At 75.0% G+C, this 16244-nt stretch carries 11 protein-coding genes; 7 read left to right on the top strand and 4 right to left on the bottom strand.

Going from position 1 to position 16244, the window contains the following annotated elements; genetic code table 11:
- The first annotated feature begins 287 nt into the window (after positions 1–287).
- A complete protein-coding gene (locus tag ACFYUY_RS32565; protein ID WP_387905983.1) occupies positions 288–701 on the top strand; it encodes a hypothetical protein in 414 nt (137 codons plus the stop codon).
- A gap of 126 nt (positions 702–827) precedes the next feature.
- Here ACFYUY_RS32565 and ACFYUY_RS32560 read toward each other — a convergent pair whose 3' ends face one another.
- Positions 828–1439, bottom strand: coding sequence for a TetR/AcrR family transcriptional regulator (locus ACFYUY_RS32560; RefSeq protein ID WP_387905982.1), 612 nt, complete (start codon positions 1437–1439; stop codon positions 828–830).
- Between the two features lie 97 nt (positions 1440–1536).
- Here ACFYUY_RS32560 and ACFYUY_RS32555 point away from each other — a divergent pair, with 97 nt between their 5' ends.
- The 5 genes from ACFYUY_RS32555 (at position 1537) to ACFYUY_RS32535 (ending at position 8075) form a co-directional block, all read left to right on the top strand.
- Complete coding sequence (locus tag ACFYUY_RS32555) at positions 1537–2358, top strand: SDR family oxidoreductase (protein WP_387905980.1); 822 nt, start codon at positions 1537–1539, stop codon at positions 2356–2358.
- A 959-nt stretch (positions 2359–3317) separates the two neighbouring features.
- Entirely contained in the window at positions 3318–4379 is a 1062-nt protein-coding gene (locus tag ACFYUY_RS32550; RefSeq protein ID WP_387905977.1) for an alpha/beta hydrolase, read from the top strand.
- 273 nt (positions 4380–4652) lie between these two features.
- Positions 4653–5654 carry a diiron oxygenase gene (locus ACFYUY_RS32545; protein WP_387905974.1) on the top strand — a complete coding sequence of 334 codons (1002 nt, stop codon included), beginning with the start codon at positions 4653–4655 and terminating at the stop codon, positions 5652–5654.
- A 70-nt stretch (positions 5655–5724) separates the two neighbouring features.
- Positions 5725–7476 carry an FAD-dependent oxidoreductase gene (locus tag ACFYUY_RS32540; RefSeq protein WP_360215906.1) on the top strand — a complete coding sequence of 584 codons (1752 nt, stop codon included), beginning with the start codon at positions 5725–5727 and terminating at the stop codon, positions 7474–7476.
- Positions 7477–7886: 410 nt separating this feature from the next.
- Positions 7887–8075: a hypothetical protein gene (locus ACFYUY_RS32535; protein ID WP_360215903.1), complete on the top strand. Its 189-nt coding sequence runs from the start codon at positions 7887–7889 to the stop codon at positions 8073–8075.
- A gap of 19 nt (positions 8076–8094) precedes the next feature.
- On the opposite strand, the gene ACFYUY_RS32530 is transcribed toward ACFYUY_RS32535, so the two are convergent.
- Together ACFYUY_RS32530 and ACFYUY_RS32525 are read right to left on the bottom strand one after the other, a co-directional pair.
- On the bottom strand, positions 8095–9156 hold the full coding sequence (locus ACFYUY_RS32530) for an aromatic ring-hydroxylating dioxygenase subunit alpha (protein WP_387905971.1): 1062 nt from the start codon (positions 9154–9156) through the stop codon (positions 8095–8097).
- Between the two features lie 48 nt (positions 9157–9204).
- Positions 9205–10152 carry a methyltransferase domain-containing protein gene (locus ACFYUY_RS32525; RefSeq protein WP_387905969.1) on the bottom strand — a complete coding sequence of 316 codons (948 nt, stop codon included), beginning with the start codon at positions 10150–10152 and terminating at the stop codon, positions 9205–9207.
- 203 nt (positions 10153–10355) lie between these two features.
- Between ACFYUY_RS32525 and ACFYUY_RS32520 the strand changes: the two genes are divergently transcribed.
- Complete coding sequence (locus tag ACFYUY_RS32520) at positions 10356–11234, top strand: hypothetical protein (protein ID WP_387905967.1); 879 nt, start codon at positions 10356–10358, stop codon at positions 11232–11234.
- Here ACFYUY_RS32520 and ACFYUY_RS32515 read toward each other — a convergent pair.
- Positions 11179–16170, bottom strand: a complete 4992-nt coding sequence (locus tag ACFYUY_RS32515; protein WP_387905964.1) for a DNA repair ATPase — start codon at positions 16168–16170, stop codon at positions 11179–11181. The two genes, ACFYUY_RS32520 and ACFYUY_RS32515, sit on opposite strands and share 56 nt — an antisense overlap.
- Between the last annotated feature and the right edge of the window lie 74 nt (positions 16171–16244).

Below are 16244 nucleotides of genomic sequence, written 5' to 3'. Positions count from 1 at the left end.
CGCGGTGCGGTCGGGCCGGGTTTCGCTATTGGGTGCGCGGGGCGCGTGGTGTCGCGGGGGCGGTGTCCGGCTGCCCTGCCGGGACTGGGGCGGCGACGGCGTACCCGTCATACTGCTGCGCGGCTGGCCGGGCGCGAATGGTCCACCATGGCTGGGGGGTTGCGGGCCGCCAGGCACAGGGTGATCGCCGTCGACCAGCGCGGGCACGGCGCCGGCGAACGGCGCCCGGCGGACGCGTCGCGGGCCGCGTACGTCGCCGACGCAGGCCGGGCTGCTCGGGGGCCGGCGTGCAGGAGCAGATCGGTGAGTCGCCGGACTCCTGGCTGCTGCCGTTCCCCTCGCCGGAGTCGGCGGCGGACTTCGTCGGCGGCGGGCCGGCGAGGGAGGGCTGGGCGGCGGGCCTGGAACGGGCGCGCCGACGGCTGGTCGCCGCGCTTCGAGCGGCACGTGCTCGTCGCCTCGCCGGCGGAGTGCGCCCGGCGCTCGTCCGGGACGAGTGGGAACGCATCGACTGCTCGACGCTGGTGGTGCTCGCGCAGTCCGGAATCATCCCCGCACCGGACGTCGAGGGCGTGCTGGTGGGCGTCCCGGGCCGGAACCCACGGTCGCGACCGTCCCCGGGACGGGACACGACCTGTACCTCGAGCGTCCGGGCGTCCTCCTCCGTCTGCTGGCGGACTTCCTGGCCGGATAGCCGGTGACGGGGCCCCGGAGCGGGTCCGGCGTGGGCCAGGGTGTGGGTTCCGGTGCGGTTCGGGAGAAGGCCGAGGTGTCCGCGCGGCTGGTGGGCGCGTACCGGGCCACGCCGGGTAGGCGCCGGGGAGGGCTCAGTCGCCGACGGAGTCGAGCCAGGCGAGTAGCCGGTCGCCCTCGCGGGTCATCAGGTCAGGGTCGCGCAGGGCGTTGGCGAGCAGGGACATGCCCTGGTAGCCGGCGACGAGGGTGACGGCGTGGCCGTCCGGGTCCGGGACGCCGAGTTCGCGGAACTGCTCGGCCGCCCAGTCCAGTAGGCGGCGGATGACCTGCGCGGCGGCCCGGTCGAGGCCGCCGGAGGGCTCCGGGTCGCGCTTGTCCAGCTCGACGGCGAGGGTGCCGGTGGGGCAGCCGTAGCGGGCGGCGGTCTCGCGCTGGGCGACCCAGGCGTCGACGAGGCCCTTGAGCCGGGCGCGGGGGTCGGGGATCCGGTCGAGCTCGTCGGTGAGGGTCGTGACGTGGGCGGTGTGCTCGGCGAGAGCGGCCTCGACCAGGTCGTCCTTGGTCTTGAAGTAGTAGTACACGTTGCCGACCGGGACGCCGGCGGCCTGGGCGATGTCGGCGATGGCGGTGCGCTCGACGCCCTTCTCGTGCAGCACCCGGGCGGCGGCGGCCGTGAGGCGGCGGCGCTTGGCGGCCGCGGCGGCGGCTCGGGAGGAGCCCTTCGATGCTAGTGAGTCAGTCACCCAACTCACTATAGACAGCGCTCCCCGCGGCGCGCTACGGTCGGGACCGCAACAGAACTGAGTCAGCCAACTAACTCATGAATGTGGGGGAACCGTCATGATCGTTGTCACCGGAGCCACCGGAAACGTCGGCCGCGCCCTGGTCCGGTACCTGCTGGCGGCGGGCGAGCAGGTCACGGCCGTCTCGCGCCACGCCCCGAAGGTCGCCCTTCCGCCCGGCGTCCGACACCACGCCGCCGACCTCGCCGACCCGTCGGCCGTGCGGCCCGCGCTGGACGGCGCCGACGCGCTGTTCCTGCTGGTCGCCGGCCCCGACCCGGACGGACTGCTGAAGCAGGCCGCCGACGCCGGCGTCCGCAGGGTCGTCCTCCTCTCCTCGCAGGGCGTCGGCACCCGGCCGGACGCCTACGGTCACCCCGCGGCCTTCGAGTCGGCGCTCGCCGCGAGCGGACTGGAGTGGACGGTGCTGCGCGCCGGCGGCCTGGCCTCGAACGCCTACGCCTGGGCCGAGCCGATCCGCAACCACCTGGTCGCCGCCGCACCCTTCGGGGACGTCGGCCTCCCGTTCGTCGACCCCGACGACGTGGCGGCGGTCGCGGCCGTGGTGCTGCGGGAGGACGGGCACCACGGCGCCACGTACGTGCTCACCGGGCCGGCGCCCGTCACCCCGCGCGAGCGGGCTGCGGCCATCGGCGAGGCGATCGGCGAGACCGTCGACTTCCGGGAGCAGACCCCGGACGAGGCCCGGGCGCAACTGGCGGCCGTGATGCCGCTGCCCGTCGTCGAGGGCACCCTGGCCATCCTCGGTGCGCCCACCCCGGAGGAGCGGCGGCCCAGCTCCGACGTCGAACGCCTCCTCGGCCGCCCGGCCAGCTCGTTCGCGGCCTGGGCCCAGCGCAACGCGACGGTGTTCCGCTGAGGGGAGAGGGCGGGCCGGCGATGACGCCGGCCCGGCGCTGGCCCGGTGTTGGCCTGATGCTGGTCCGGTCCGACCTCACCTCACCTCACCTCACCCTGGCCGGACGGCGGCAGGCGCCCACTCTGCGCAGGAAGTCGGCCAGGTCGACTTCCTGCGCAGGGAGGCGACGGGCGGAGCCGAGGAACTGGCGCGGAGAGAAATATGTAGGCCGGTCTACTGATTTCATTGCTCATCGCGGCTTGCATGCCCCGTGCCGCGCTACAGGAAGTCGATCAGGTCGACTTCTGGCGCGGGAACGGTGTGTGCAGCGAGAGAAATATGTGGGTCGGTCTTCTATTTCTGTTGTCCCGCCCGATGTCCTGCCTCGTGTCACCCCCCTGCCTCTGGAGCCAGAAGTCGATCAGGCCGACTTCTGGCTCGGTCGGCGGCCCTTGGCGGGAGCGAATATGTCGGTCGGTCTACTGATTTCAGGCCTCGCCCCCGCGCCCATGCTTGCGTGTGCTTGCGCGTCGTCGCAGGAAGTCGGCCTGGCCGACTATTGGCTCGGGGGCGGAGGCTTGTGAGTGCCGGGCGTGAATATGTAGGTCGGTCTACTGATTTTTCTCCCGCACCACGCACGGGCGTGGTGCGGCCCTGCATGCCTGCACAGGAAGTCGGACCGGTCGACTTCCTGTGCAGCCGCCCTGAGGGCTACCCGGCGGCGACCGAAACGGGGGTGCCCGCCTGCCTCGGCCGGTCGGGCGCGGACGACCGGGGCAGCAGGGACAGCAGGGGCAGCAGGGGCGACAGGGTCGGCCGGACCGCACGCCAGATCGCTCGCCGGACCCGCCCGTCGGATCGAGGAGCGGCACAGGGAGCGTCGAGGAGGCTTCCAACGCCGCTGGGTCGGCCCCATCATGGGCTCCCGGTCAGGGTCCCCGGTCGAGGGGCTCCGGGAGCGGCCCCAGGAGGCAGAAGCGATGACGATTCCACCCCCCGTCCGGATCCAGTCCGCCGTCGTCCGGGCCGCGTACGCGCTGCCGGAGCGGCTGCGGCGGGCGATCGCCGGCCCGCCGGTGGTGCGTGACGGGCAGACGCTGGCGCTGGACGCGCAGCTGATACTCAAGCTGCAGCGGATGTCGAAGGCCGCCCTGGTGATGCCCGGCGGCGTCGGGCCCTCGCGAACCGCCATGGAGCACGCGCGCCACCTGGTGGGCGGTGCCACGATCGAGCCGGTGGCCGTCCGGAGCATCGGGATCCCGCAGGAGCAGGGCGAGTTGGCGGCCACGCTGTACACACCCGGTGGTCTGGCGGCCGGTTCGGGCCTGCTGGTGTACCTGCACGGTGGCGGGTGGGTGGTCGGAAGCCGGGCGAGCCACGACCACGTCGCGCGGTTCCTGGCGCAGCGGGCGCGGGTGCGGGTGCTGTCGGTGGAGTACCGGCTGGCGCCCGAGCAGGTGTTCCCGGCGGCGGTGGACGACGCGCTGGCCGCGTTCGACTACGCGTACGCGAAGGCGGCCGACCTGGGCGCGGACCCGGAGCGGATCGCGATCGGCGGGGACAGCGCGGGCGGGAACCTGGCGGCCGTCACCGCGCAGTCGGCGGTGCGCCGCGGCGGTCCGGCGCCGGTGTTCCAGCTCCTGCTGTACCCGGCCGCCGACGCCTCGGTGCGGCGGCCCTCGCGCGAACTCTTCGGTGACGGCTTCTTCCTGACCGACGCGGACATGGACTGGTTCCTGGACCAGTACGCGCCCGAGCCCGCGGACCGCACCGATCCGCGCCTGTCGCCGCTGCTCGCCGCGGACCTGGGTGACCTCGCCGGCCTGCCGCCCGCGTACGTCGGCACGGCGGGCTTCGACCCGCTGCGGGACGAGGGGGAAGCGTACGCGGAGGCGCTGCGGGCGGCGGGGGTGGCGGTGCGGCTGAGCCGTCAGCCGGACCTCATCCACGGGTACGCCAACTACATCGGCGTCGGCCACCGGTTCCGCGAGGCGACGGCCGAGGCGGCGGAGGCGCTGCGGAAGGCGTTGGGTGCCGGGTAGCGCGTGCGCGCACGGATCCGGCGCCCGGATGTGACGCCCGGATCCGGCGCCCGGATGTGACACCCGGACGGGGCTCGTCGGAGGTTTCGGCGGGCCCCGTCCGGCGTTTCGGCTGCCTGTCGTGCCAGGGCGCTCGTCGGTGGCCGCGCGCCCGCAGGGGCGTGCACCTGTCGGGTGCTGCGCAGGGGGTTCTCGGGAACGGGCTCTTATTGTACTGTCCGTCTAATAAGCGGGTGAGCGGGCACCCGCAGGAGCAGGCCCCTGGAGGCAGCCATGGCTCTCACCGACGCGACGACCGGAGCGACCACGGGCGGGACCACCGGAGCAACGGCCGGTGCGTCGGTCGACGCGACGACCGGGGCGCCCGCCGGTCGTCCCGACCGCTCGCACGCGCACACCGCGGCCGACGACGACGTCTCGAAGCGGCTGCTGGAGTCCGCCGCCACCCTCTCCTACGACCCCTCGACCGAGATCGACTGGGACGCGCCCCTCCCGGACGAGCACTACGGCCTCAACCCGGAGTGGAGCACCCTCTACGGCACCAGGTTGTGGGACGAGATGACCGAGCAGCAGCGGGTCACCCTCACCCGGCACGAGGTCTGCTCGATCATGAACACCGGGATCTGGTTCGAGATGATCCTCCAGCAGATGGTGCTGCGCGACCAGTACCTCAAGAACCCGGCCAGTGCCGAGTTCCAGTTCGCCCTCACCGAGATCGCCGACGAGTGCCGGCACTCGATCATGTTCGCCCGCGCCTGCGAGAAGATGGGCGTCCCCGCCTACCGGCCCAACAAGCTGATCGCCCAGGCCGGGCGCGCCTTCAAGGCGCTCGCGAAGGGCGAACTCGCCTACGGGGGAATCCTGGTGGCGGAGGAGGTGCTCGACGTCATGCAGCGCGACTGGATGCGCGGCGAGAACGTCCTGGAGATCGTCCGCGGCACCTCCCGGATCCACGTGGTCGAGGAGTCACGGCACATGAAGTTCGCCCGGCAGGAGATCCGCGAACGCATGCGCCACGCCGGCCCCGGCCGCCGGCGCGCCTCGGCCACCGGGATCGCCGTCGGCGCGTACGTCATCGTCAGCAGCATGGTCCACCCCGGCGTCTACCGGGCCGCCGGGCTCGACGTCGAACGGGCGCTCGCCGAGGCGCGGGCCAACGAACACCGCAAGGCGATGATGCGCACCAGCTCCCGCCACCTGATGGCCTTCCTCGCGGAGACCGGCCTGATCACCGCCCGGTCGGCCGCCATCTACCGCCGGGTGAACATGCTCTGACGCTCCGTCAGTCCGTCGACCCGGGCGCCCGCCCACCCCACCACCGCGCAGCGAGGACCCCACCCGCGCCATGGCCTACGCGATCACCCAGACCTGCTGCAACGACGCCTCCTGCGTCTCCGTCTGCCCGGTCAACTGCATCCACCCGACCCCGGACGAACCGGAGTTCGGCACCACCGACATGCTGTTCATCGACCCCGCCGCGTGCATCGACTGCGGTGCCTGCGCGGACGCCTGCCCGGTCGACGCGGTGTTCCCCGTCGACCGGCTGCGCGGCCCCGACACCGTGTTCGGCGACCTCAACCGGGACTGGTACCGCGACCACCCCAGCGACCACGCCTGGGGCGCGCCGACCTTCCCGCGCAGTCTCCCCGACGGCCTCGGCACCCTGCGCGTCGCCATCGTCGGCACCGGGCCCTCCGCCGGCTACACCGCGCAGGAGCTGCTGCGCAGCACCGGCGCCGAGATCACCATGATCGACCGGCTGCCCGTCACCGGCGGCCTGCTGCGCCACGGCGTCGCGCCCGACCACCAGTCCACCAAGCGGATCGCGGAGAGCTTCGCCAGCGTCTTCCACGACCCCAGGCTGCGGATGCACCTCAACGTGGAGGTCGGCACGGACCTCACCCACGAGGAACTCGCCGCCCACCACCACGCCGTCGTCTACGCGGTCGGCGCGGCCGCCGACCGGCGGCTCGGCATCCCCGGCGAGGACCTGCCCGGAAGCCTGCCCGCGACCACCTTCGTCGGCTGGTACAACGCCGAGCCGACGGTGCCGGCCGACGCCGTGGACCTGACCGCCGAACGGGCCGTGGTCGTCGGCAACGGGAACGTCGCCGTCGACATCGCCCGCATCCTGCTCACCGACCCGGACCGGCTCGCCGCCACCGACATCGCCGACCACGCCCTCGCCGCGCTGCGCCGCAGCCGGGTGCGGGAGGTCGTGCTGCTCGCCCGGCGCGGGCCCGGACAGGCCGCGTGGACCAGGGCGGAGTTCCTCGCGCTGCGGCGCCTGCCGGGCGTCGAGGTGGTGGTCGAGGACCACCCGGAGGTGCGGGCGGCGATCGAGACGGCGGCGCCGGACTCGCAGGCCGCACTGCTGGCCGGGCTGCCGCTGGTGCCGTTCGACGGAGGCGACGCACCGCGGCCGGGGCGCCGGATCGTGCTGCGCTTCCTGTCCGCGCCGACCGCCCTGAGCGGGGCGGCGGAGGCGGACGGGTCGGTCGCAGCGGTACGGCCCGGAGGTGCCGGCGCTTCCGGGGCGGTCGGTGTGGTCGGTGCTGCCGGGGCGGTCGGGCGCGGGCGGGTCGAGGCCGTGAGTGTCGTCCGGACCACCATGGCGGCCGGCGACCGGGCCGAGCCCACCGGGGAGACGGATGTCCTCCGGGCCGGACTGGTCGTGCGGTCCATCGGTCACCGGGGCGTGCCGGTGCCGGGCCTGCCCTTCGACGAGCGGACGGCGACCGTCGCGCACCAGGGCGGCCGGGTCGTCGACCCGGCGACGGGGCGGCCCGTGCCGGGGACGTACGTGGTCGGTTGGGCCAAGCGCGGACCGTCCGGCGGGATCGGCGCCAACCGGGCCTGCGCCCGCGAGACCGTGGACGCGCTCCTCGACGACGCCGCGGCCCGGGTGCTGGCCGCCCCGGCGGGTACCCGCAAGGACCTCGACCGCCTCGTCCACCGCCGCCGCCCCGACGCCGTCGGCCTCAGGGAGCTGCGCGCGGTGGACCGTGCGGAACGCGCCCGGGGAGAAGCCGAGGGCCGCCCCCGGGTGAAGCTCGCCACCGTCCCGGACCTCCTGGCAGCCTCTCGCCGGAAGTAGGCGAGCCCGGGCGGGTGGGGCGGCCTCAACGAATATGTAGGCCGGTCTACAGATTCATTGCTCATGGGGTAGAGGGCTGAGCCCGTGCGTCGCACGGTGGGCGCGAGAAGTCGGACCGGCCGACTTCTCGCGCTCTTGCCTGCGACCGGGCGGGATGAAAGCGAATATGTCGGTCGGTCTACAGATTTCATCTGCGCCGTGGGAGCGAAGGGTGAGCAGGAAGTCGGCTGGGTCGACTTCCTACGCTTGCGCGCGGCTGCGTGCCCATTCCTGTAGACCGGTCTACATAATTCCCCCCCCGCGTAGCAATTTGGGCCCGTGGCGGGGTTGATGCCGGGGCCGTGGGGTTGACACCGCCGTGTCCCGGTGTGGGTGGGGTGCGTTGGGTGGGTGTGAGTGGTTTTGGGGTGATGCCGGCGTCTCGACGGGAGCCGGTCGAAGAAACGTTCCTGCAGGACGCTGAGAGCTCGCTGCAGTTCGAGCCGGACGCGCCCATCTACGCCGAACTGGCACGGGCGTGGCGGGCCGAGGGGCGGACGGTCCCCGGGTTGCCGGATCCGGTGTGGGAGGCGCTCGCCGAGCCGGGCGGGTACGGGTGACCGGCAGCAGGAGCGGCCCTCAGCCTGAGCGCTCTGCTTCCGGGTCGGCTTCCGAGGCGACTTCCGGGCCGGCTTCCGGGGCGAGATCCGGGTAGAACTGCCGGGCCCAACGACGGAACAGCCCGATAGACCGTTCCCCGGGGACGAGCCGCGGCTGTGCCAGGTACCGCTTGTGGGCCAGGACCGGCCGGTCCTGCTTGATGATCCGTACGGAGGCCTGCAGCGCCACCCAGGAGGCGAGTCGGTCGGCAGCCCCGGAGACCAGACCGGAGAACGGGCCGGAGGCCCCACCGGTGAGGTCGACCGTGCCCGCCGTGCCACCGGTGGAGCCGGTCGCGACCGCGAACCGCACCCTGGTCCGCCAGGGCCCGACCGGCGTCGGCAGCACCCACACCCGCAACGTGGCCCCCAGCTCCGGCAGTTCGGCGACCAGCCGCATCATCCCGAGCCCCGCCAGCGTCACCGGCTGGTCCAGGGCGACCGCCCCCAGCCCGGGGAACCGGGTGGTGGTGCGCTGGTGGACGGTGAACAGCGGTCCGTCGACCTCGGGCGGCGCCGTCTCCCGGGTGTCCAGCCCGTGCAGCACGGCGACGTGCCGGAAGTCCACGCTGTTCTCCATCACCTCCTGCGGGTGGGAGAGCAATTCGCCGCTCCACCACGCGCGCGGCCGCACCCCCACCGGTGGCGGCAGCTGCCAGGTGGGCGGCCCGTCGTCGGGTCCGCTCCAGACGAACAGTGCGCCGTCGCGTTCGCACAGGTGGCGTCCGGTCAGTCCGGCCCGCAGCAGGGCGCCGTCCGGGGCGCCGGTGCAGGAGCCGTCCAGGCCGAAGGCGAAGCCGTGGAACGGGCAGACCAGTTCCTCGCCGCGGACGGTGCCGCCCGCCCCGAAGTGCGCGCCCAGGTGCGGGCAGTGCGGCCCGATCGCGCGCACCACGCCCCGCCCGGTCCGGTACAGCACCACGTCCTCGCCCATCAGTCGGGCCGTGCGCACCCGCCCGGGCGGCAGGTCCCGTACGCGGCCGACGCAGAACCAGCCGCTCGGGTACGGCAGCGGGGCGGGGCGGTCGGCGCGCTGGGCCATCGGTCACCTCTTCGGCTCGGGTCCTGCCTGGCACGTCTCCCGGGCCGGCTACCCGGCGGGATCCGGGCCGACCACTGGTCCGGCCGGTACGGCCCGCGGCCCGGTGGCAGGGCGGGCGGCCGGTTTGACGGCGGTGTGCACGTACCAGGCGATGTACTCCCGGACCGCGTACATCTCCACCGTGGAGCGGAGGTTGAGCCAGCGCGCCGGATCGCCCACCCGGCGCAGCACCGCCCACGGCAGGCGGAAGTACGTGTACACCGCCTCCGAGGTGGGCTCGTAGTACGGCGTCGCGTCCAGCGCCTCCTCGACCTCGAAGCCGGCGTCGGCGAGCAGCTGCGGCATGTTGCGGGCGTGGTAGATCTTCGCGCCGGGGAACACCATGGCGTCCAGGTAGGGTTCGAGCACCGAGCGGGCCTGAGGGGTGAGTTCGTCCAGCGGAACGGTGCTCATCGGGCCGAGCAGCACCAGCCGCCCGCCCGGGCGCAGCACCCGGTGGAACTCGGCCAGCGCGCGCGGCGGGTCGTAGGAGTGGACGAGCGTCTCCATCGAGTACGCGCCGTCGAAGGTGTCGTCCTCGAAGGGGAGTCGGTGGTAGTCGCCCCAGGAGAACGACGGCGGAGCAGCGGCCCTGGCTCCGGCCCTGGCCCCGCTCCCGCCCGCGGCCCGGGCGCTGAGCCGGCGGGCCTCGGCGAGGTGGATGTCGAGGACGTCGACGCCGGTCACGGCGAGCCCGAACCGGTCCGCCATGGCCCGTGCCACCACCCCCGCCCCGCACCCGGCGTCGAGCACCGAGGCGCCGGCCGGCAGTGCCAGCTTGCGGCCGAGCACGTCCTCCAGCTGCCGCTGGGCCCGCCACAGCCGCCACTTCGACTGCCCCGGTTCCGTCCACCCCCAGTGGCGGGCGTTCCTGGCCACCCGGGTGTAGAAGAGCCGGCTGCCGGTGCGCCCGTAGACCCGGCGCAGCCCGGTGAGATCGAGTTCCTGAGCGCCCATGCGGTCAAGCTAGCCGCGGGCCGCGGTTCCATCCGGTCGCGCCACGCGCGGAGGGCTCGCGGGGCGCGATAGTGCGGTCGTAGGACCAGCTGATCACGAGACTGGTCGGTTCGGCCCGGGGTGAGACCCGCGGGCGCCGCAACCTCCCTGGCCGCGCGGCCTTGAACCGCCACGAACCGCCACGAACCGGCCATGAACCGGCTATGAACGACAACCACGTGCCGCTCGGCGCCCGGCGGGGTCTCTCGCCGGCGGCGGACACCCGAGCGGCTCCCGACCGCCACATCACCAAGGCGCGCCACGTCGTGGCGATCGACGGTCGCCGGGTCGCGCCGATCGAGGCGACCGAACTGATGGCGCTCGCCGACATGCCCGATACGGCGGTCGTGTTGGGGAGCCGGCGGGGCCACCGGTCGGAGAGCGCGGTGAACCGGGACTTCGCGGCCACACTCCGACTGCGGCCCGAGGAGGCCGGCGTGGTCGGGTCGCCCGTCGTCCTCGGGGTGGAGAGCCTCCACCGGGAGCCGGGCCGCCGCGGCGGCGAGGGCCGACTCGGCCTCGCGGGAGTCCAGTGCATCGAGGGATTCCAGCGGCTGGTCACGATCGCCCACCTCGCCCGCGAGCTGCCGCCGGAGGTGCCGGCCAGGGCGGTCCTCCGGGTCGCCATCGTCGCCGGGGAAGATCGCGACCGGATCCGCGAACTGTGTGACGAAGCCGCCCATCGCCTCGACCCTCTCGTACCCCGGGACGACCTCGCGCGGTGTCCGCGCCTCCTCGTCGTGCGGGAGGAGTCCCAGAAGGAGGGCGGCTACGTCGATCCGCGGCGGGGCATCCTGGCCGGACCGCACCCGGTCGGGTGGACGGACCTCATCCACGACCGGCTGCCGGCGGAGACCGACCGGATCGCGCACCTGCTGATCGCCTCCTACGAGCGCCTGCGCGGGTCGAACCACGTGTTCGAGTCGGCGGCACCCGAGCTCGACCTGTGGCTGGAGCTGGCGCGCCGTCCTGGGCCGGTCGTCGCCGTCACTGCTGCCAGGGGCGCCGCAGCTCCTCCCAACGGGCCGCCTGGGGTTCGGTGAGCCGGCCGCGGAGGGCGGCGAGTTTGAGGAGCTGGGCCTCGGCGTCGGCGCCGAGGGGCTGGGCCTCGGCGCGGTAGTGGTCGGTGAGCAGGGCGTCGAGTTCGGGGCGGGTGAGGGCCGGGTCGAGGCGCTGGGCGAGTCCGGTCATGGTGCGGTAGGAGCCCTGCAGGAGGAACGGCGGCTCGGTGCGGGTGCGGTCGTCCTGGGCGGCGGAGGCGAGGTAGGCGCGGTTGACGTCGAGGACGGTGGCGCGCAGGTGGAGCAGGCCGGCGAGGGTGGCGGTCATCCGTTCGACCTCGGCGGCGGGCCAGGAGCCGGTGAGGGTGCCGGGGGAGGCGCCGGGGGTGCCGGCCGCGCGGGCGAGCAGGGTGTCGAGGTCGGCGCGGTCGGCGGTGGCGAGCGGGGCGAGGTGGGGGTTGGCGGGGAGGGCGTTCTCGACGAAGCTGAGGGCGAAGAGGTCGTCGCGCCCGGCGATGACGTCGCCGAGGTTCCAGACGTCGGCGCGGTTGGCGAGCATGTCGGGCAGCCGGAAGAGCCGGCCGGACTCGGTGTACGGGTTGGCGGCCATGACGACGGCGAAGCGCTTGCCGCGCAGGTCCCACTCGCGGGCCTCGCCGTCCCAGACGCCGTCGATCCTGCGCTGGGCGTCGCAGAGCGGGATGAAGCGCTGCAGGAACTCGGGCGAGGTGTGCTGGACGTCGTCGACGTAGAGCAGCACGTTGCTGCCCGCGTGGAGGGCGAAGTTGAGCTTCTCGAGCTCGCGCCGGGAGGTGGCGTCGGGGGCCTCGGCGGGGTCGAGGGAGGTGACCCGGTGGCCGAGTGCGGGGCCGCTGACGGTGACCAGCAGCAGGCCGAGCCGTTCGGCGAGGTACTCGACGAGGGTGGTCTTGCCGTAGCCGGGCGGGGAGACCAGGAGGAGCAGGCCGCTGCGGTCGACGGGGCCCCCGGTCGCGGTGCCGAGCTGCTTGGCGAGGTTGTCGCCGACCAGCGGCAGGTAGACCTCGTCGATGAGCCGGTTGCGGACGAAGCCGTCGAGCGGGGCCGGGCGGTACTGGTCGAGCCGTAGCCGGGCGTGCTCGGTGGCGAGCAGATCGCCGCGCAGGCGTTGGTAGGCGCGGTACCCGGGGGCGTCGTCCCGCTCGAACTCGGCCACCCGGGCGAGGAGTTCGTCGAGACGGAGGTCGAGGGCGCCGGCGCTGACGCGGGGGTGGTCGCCGAGGAGTCCGGTGGGCCGGGCGGTGACGGCGCCGTCGGCGGGGCGGCGCGGCAGGTCGGGGCAGAGGAGGACGGCGGTGGCCTCGGCGAGGTCGGCCGGGTCGGCGTCGGCGCTGCCGGAATCCAGCCAGGCCCGGGCGAGTTCGCGACGGGCGGGGAGGAGCTCGGGCTCGTCGGGGAGGGCGGCGAGGGCCTCGGTGAGGCCGGCCGACTCGGGTGCGGCGCGGAACTTGTCGAGCAGGGCGGACGCCCCGGGCGATAGCGCGAACGCCGGTTCTGTGGAGGCGAGTTCGGCCACCAGATAGGGGCCGGCACCGGCTGGGTCGCCAGCGCCGCCCGCGGGCTGGCCGCCGGGGCGGGCCCCGGGCAGCACCTCGGCCGCGAAGTCGGCTACGGCGGAGTCGAGTTCGGCGGCGAGCGCGTCCAGGGCCGGGACGGCGCCGAAGGCCTGGCGGGCGAGGCCGAGCGACCGGGCCCGGGTGTGCCACACCAGTCGCTGCCGCTGGTCGGCTCCGTGCGCCCAGTACAGCTGCGCGGCTGCCCGGGCGGCCGCCGGGTGGCGCAACAGGCCCGCCTCGGCGTGGAGTTCCAGCAGGGTGCGCAGCAGCAGCGCCGCGTCGTGGTCGTGCACGCCGCGCTGGTAGCCCTCGTCGGGCCGCCGTTCGACGGCGCGGCGGACCACCTCCAGCAGGTCGCCCTCCGCCCGGAGCGCGTCCAGCCCGCCCGACCCGCCCGACCCGCCCAGGCCCTTCGGCCCGTCGAGCCCGCCCAACGCGCCCGACCCGTCCAGCGCACCAGGGCCGCCGAGCCCGCCCGCCCCACCGGCCCCACCCGCCTCGGCCGCCAGCAGCAGGCTCGCGGCGAGGTACTCGGCCCGGTAGAGCGCGGGCGTCTCGGAGGGCAGCGGCCGGTCCCAGTACCGCTCGGTGGCGGCGAAGGCGGGGTCGGTGACGGGGGAGCGGTAGTCGGTGCCGGTGAGGGTGAAGGCGGGGCGGCCGCGCCAGGGGACGAGGGTGAGTTCGGGTCGGTGGGTGGTGACGGCGAACAGGTGGCGGCCCAGCCGCAGGGTGCCGGGGCCGTCGCCGGCGAGTTCGGCCCGGTCGCGCAGCGCGCGGTGGGCGCGGCTGCGGGCGGCGCGCAGCCGTCCGGTCAGCTCCTCGGCCCGGACGCGGTCGCCGAGCGCGGTCAACTGGGCGGCGAGGTCGCGGAGTTTGACGGCGGTCGGATCGGCGGCGAGGGCCGCGTCGATCTCGGCGGGAGCGTCCAGGGCGGACAGCCGGCGGTGCAGGGTGTCGAGGACGCGCTCGGCGGAGGCGGCGAGCCGGTCGGCGCGGCGGGCCCGTTCGTCGAGCAGGTGCTGGCGGCGGGCGGTGAGGGCGTCGTGGACGGCGGTGCGCCGCTCGGTGAGCTGTTCGCCCAGGGCGGGGTCGGCGTCGGCGAAGCGGGTCTCCAGCTGCTCGATCCGCAGCAGGAGCCGGCCGAGCTGGTCGTCGCAGTCCTCGGGGGTGTCGGCGGCGGCGAGCGCGGCGGTGGTGGCCTGGGCGAGCAGGGCGGTTTCGGCGGCGAACTCGGCGGCGGCCTCGCGGGTGCGCAGTTCGCGGCGGCGGACGGTGAGGGTGGCGCGGGCGCGGTTGAGCAGGCCGAGGACGTCGGCGAGCCGGTCGAGGATGGCGGTGCGGGTGGTGGCGTCGGCCAGGTCGAGGGTGCCGACGAGTTCCGAGACGGTCTGCAGCGTCTCGCCCTGTTCCGTGAGCCGCGCGGCCAGCGGGTCGGCCTCGGCGGCGGTGGCGATGGCGGCGCACCGGTCGGCGAGTTCGTCGGCGCGCCGCCGGTGCGGGGCGAAGGCGTCGGGTTCGGCGAGCCGGTCGACGGCGCGGGCGGCGGCTTCGGCCAGGCCTTCGGCGAGGTGGGCGGCGAGCGCGTCGATCCGGTCGGGGTCGGTGCGGGGCTGGTCGCGCAGGGCCTCGACCCGGCCCTGGGCACGGCGCAGCCCGGCGAGCCGGTCGACCCATTCGGTGGCGTCGGCGAGGGTTTCGCCGCGGGCGGTGCGCAGCAGGCCCTCGACGTGTTCGGTGCACTCGTCGGTCTGCCGGGCGGCGTGCGCGGTGAGTTCGGCGACGGCCTCGTACTCGGCGATGACCTGCCGGGCGGTGTCGCGGATCTCGGCGAGCGGCGCGGCGAGGTCGCCGAGGCCGGGCTGGCCGAGCCAGTGGTGCCGGTCGGCGGTGCGGGTGCAGGCGGCGAGGACGGCCTGGTGCCCGGCGGGGGTGTCGGCGCCGGCGGCGGCCAGCCGGGCCAGCGAGAGGCAGTCGGCGAGGCCGCGGACGAGGTCGGCGTTGCCGATGCGGGCGAGCGGCCCGGTGCCGGGCGGCTGGGCGGCGGCGTACTGCTCGCTGGTGAACGGGGTCTGCCACAGCTGGACGGGGTGCAGCCGGGTGGGGCCGCCCTCGGCCGGTCGCAGCGCGATCAGGGTGCCGTCGGGGAGCAGCGCGTACCCCTGGCAGGGCAGGGGGGCGGCGGTGTCCTGGCGGACGCTGTTGTACGGCTGGAGCAGGGTGCGGCCGTCGGCGGGGGAGCGGAACTCGTACAGCACGTCCTCGCCGTTGGGCGAGACGAGGGTGCGTTCGTAGGCCAGGCCGTCGACGGGCTGGTCGAAGGTGCGGACGGTGCCGTCGGCGAGGTGGTGGCCGCCGGGGAAGGCGACGCCCTGGTCGGCGGGCAGCCGCAGGCAGGCCTGGCCGAGCGCGTCGATGCGGGTGATCCGGCCGGTGGGCAGGTGGCAGACGAGGTGCCGGACGGTGTGCTCCTGGTAGGGGCGCACGCGCACCAGCAGCAGGGGGCCGAGCCGGGTGTGGGCGATCTGCGCGTCGGCGAGGGTCTGCAGGGTCTCCGTGAGCGGCTCGTGGTGCAGGTCCCGGCCGTCGGGGGTGCTGAGGGTCAGCCGGCCGCCGTCGACGCCGATCCGCAGGTCGCCGCCGAGGTCGGCGCGGGGCGGGCTGCCGGGGGCGCCGGGCAGCTGGTCGTCGCGGGTGAGGGCGGTCCAGGCGAGCTGTTGTCCGTCGGCGGGGGTGTGGTCGCGTTCGCCGCGGCCGTCCTGGTAGACGGGCCGGCCGTGGTCGGCGAGCTGCCAGCGCAGGGCCCGGACGTCGCTCGCGGCGGGGCCGGTGCGGAAGACGGCGAGCAGCCGGCCGCCGACCGGGCGGAGCCGTTCCAGCCGGGCGTCGCGGAAGTAGCGGCGCAGGTCGGCGAGGTCCTGGCGCAGGCGCGGGTCGTCCAGCAGGGTGCCCTCGACGCGGGCGGGGGTGAGGTCGGGGTGGTGGAGGCTGAGGACGTCGGCGAGGCCGCCGGCCGTGCCGCCCGGCCCACCGGTGCCCGCGGGGCTCCCCGCGTCGGACGGCGATGCGGCGGAAACCGGGGACCCGGGGGACGCCGGGGACCCGGGGGACGCCGGGGAGCCGGGCGCAGGGTCGGGGGAGCCGCCGCCCGGCCGGGTGCCGAGCAGCAGCAGCCCGCCGGCGGCGGTGAGGTCCTGCGGGAGGCGCTCCCGCTCGGTGGTGAGGCGGCCGGTGCCGGTGAGCCGGAGCAGGCCGCCGCCGAACTCCGCCACCCGGCGGGCGTTCAACGCCTGGGCCCGGTCGGCGAGTTCGGCGGCAGACCGGGCGAGCCGGCCGCGCAGGACCTCGTAGGTGCCGGCGTCCGGCCGGGCGTCGAGGGGGTCCACGTCAGTTCCTCGGTCTCGTGCGTCGCGATGGTGCGGTACGTGCGGTGCGTGCGGGTGCGGGTGCGGGTGCCGCG

The sequence above is a fragment of the Kitasatospora sp. NPDC004745 genome (assembly GCF_042873275.1).
Taxonomy (GTDB): Bacteria; Actinomycetota; Actinomycetes; order Streptomycetales; family Streptomycetaceae; genus Kitasatospora.
The sequence above is the reverse complement of the archived record's forward strand: the minus strand, read 5'-3'. Positions and strand labels throughout refer to the sequence as shown.

What these genes read in the sequence shown, in the direction of transcription:
- ACFYUY_RS32555 (WP_387905980.1), top strand. Translation starts at nt 1,537, where the DNA reads ATGATCGTTGTCACCGGAGCCACCGGAAACGTCGGCCGCGCCCTGGTC.
- ACFYUY_RS32525 (WP_387905969.1), bottom strand. Translation starts at nt 10,152, where the DNA reads ATGGGCGCTCAGGAACTCGATCTCACCGGGCTGCGCCGGGTCTACGGG.
- ACFYUY_RS32550 (WP_387905977.1), top strand. Translation starts at nt 3,318, where the DNA reads ATGACGATTCCACCCCCCGTCCGGATCCAGTCCGCCGTCGTCCGGGCC.
- ACFYUY_RS32530 (WP_387905971.1), bottom strand. Translation starts at nt 9,156, where the DNA reads ATGGCCCAGCGCGCCGACCGCCCCGCCCCGCTGCCGTACCCGAGCGGC.
- ACFYUY_RS32540 (WP_360215906.1), top strand. Translation starts at nt 5,725, where the DNA reads ATGGCCTACGCGATCACCCAGACCTGCTGCAACGACGCCTCCTGCGTC.
- ACFYUY_RS32545 (WP_387905974.1), top strand. Translation starts at nt 4,653, where the DNA reads ATGGCTCTCACCGACGCGACGACCGGAGCGACCACGGGCGGGACCACC.
- ACFYUY_RS32520 (WP_387905967.1), top strand. Translation starts at nt 10,356, where the DNA reads ATGAACGACAACCACGTGCCGCTCGGCGCCCGGCGGGGTCTCTCGCCG.
- ACFYUY_RS32535 (WP_360215903.1), top strand. Translation starts at nt 7,887, where the DNA reads ATGCCGGCGTCTCGACGGGAGCCGGTCGAAGAAACGTTCCTGCAGGAC.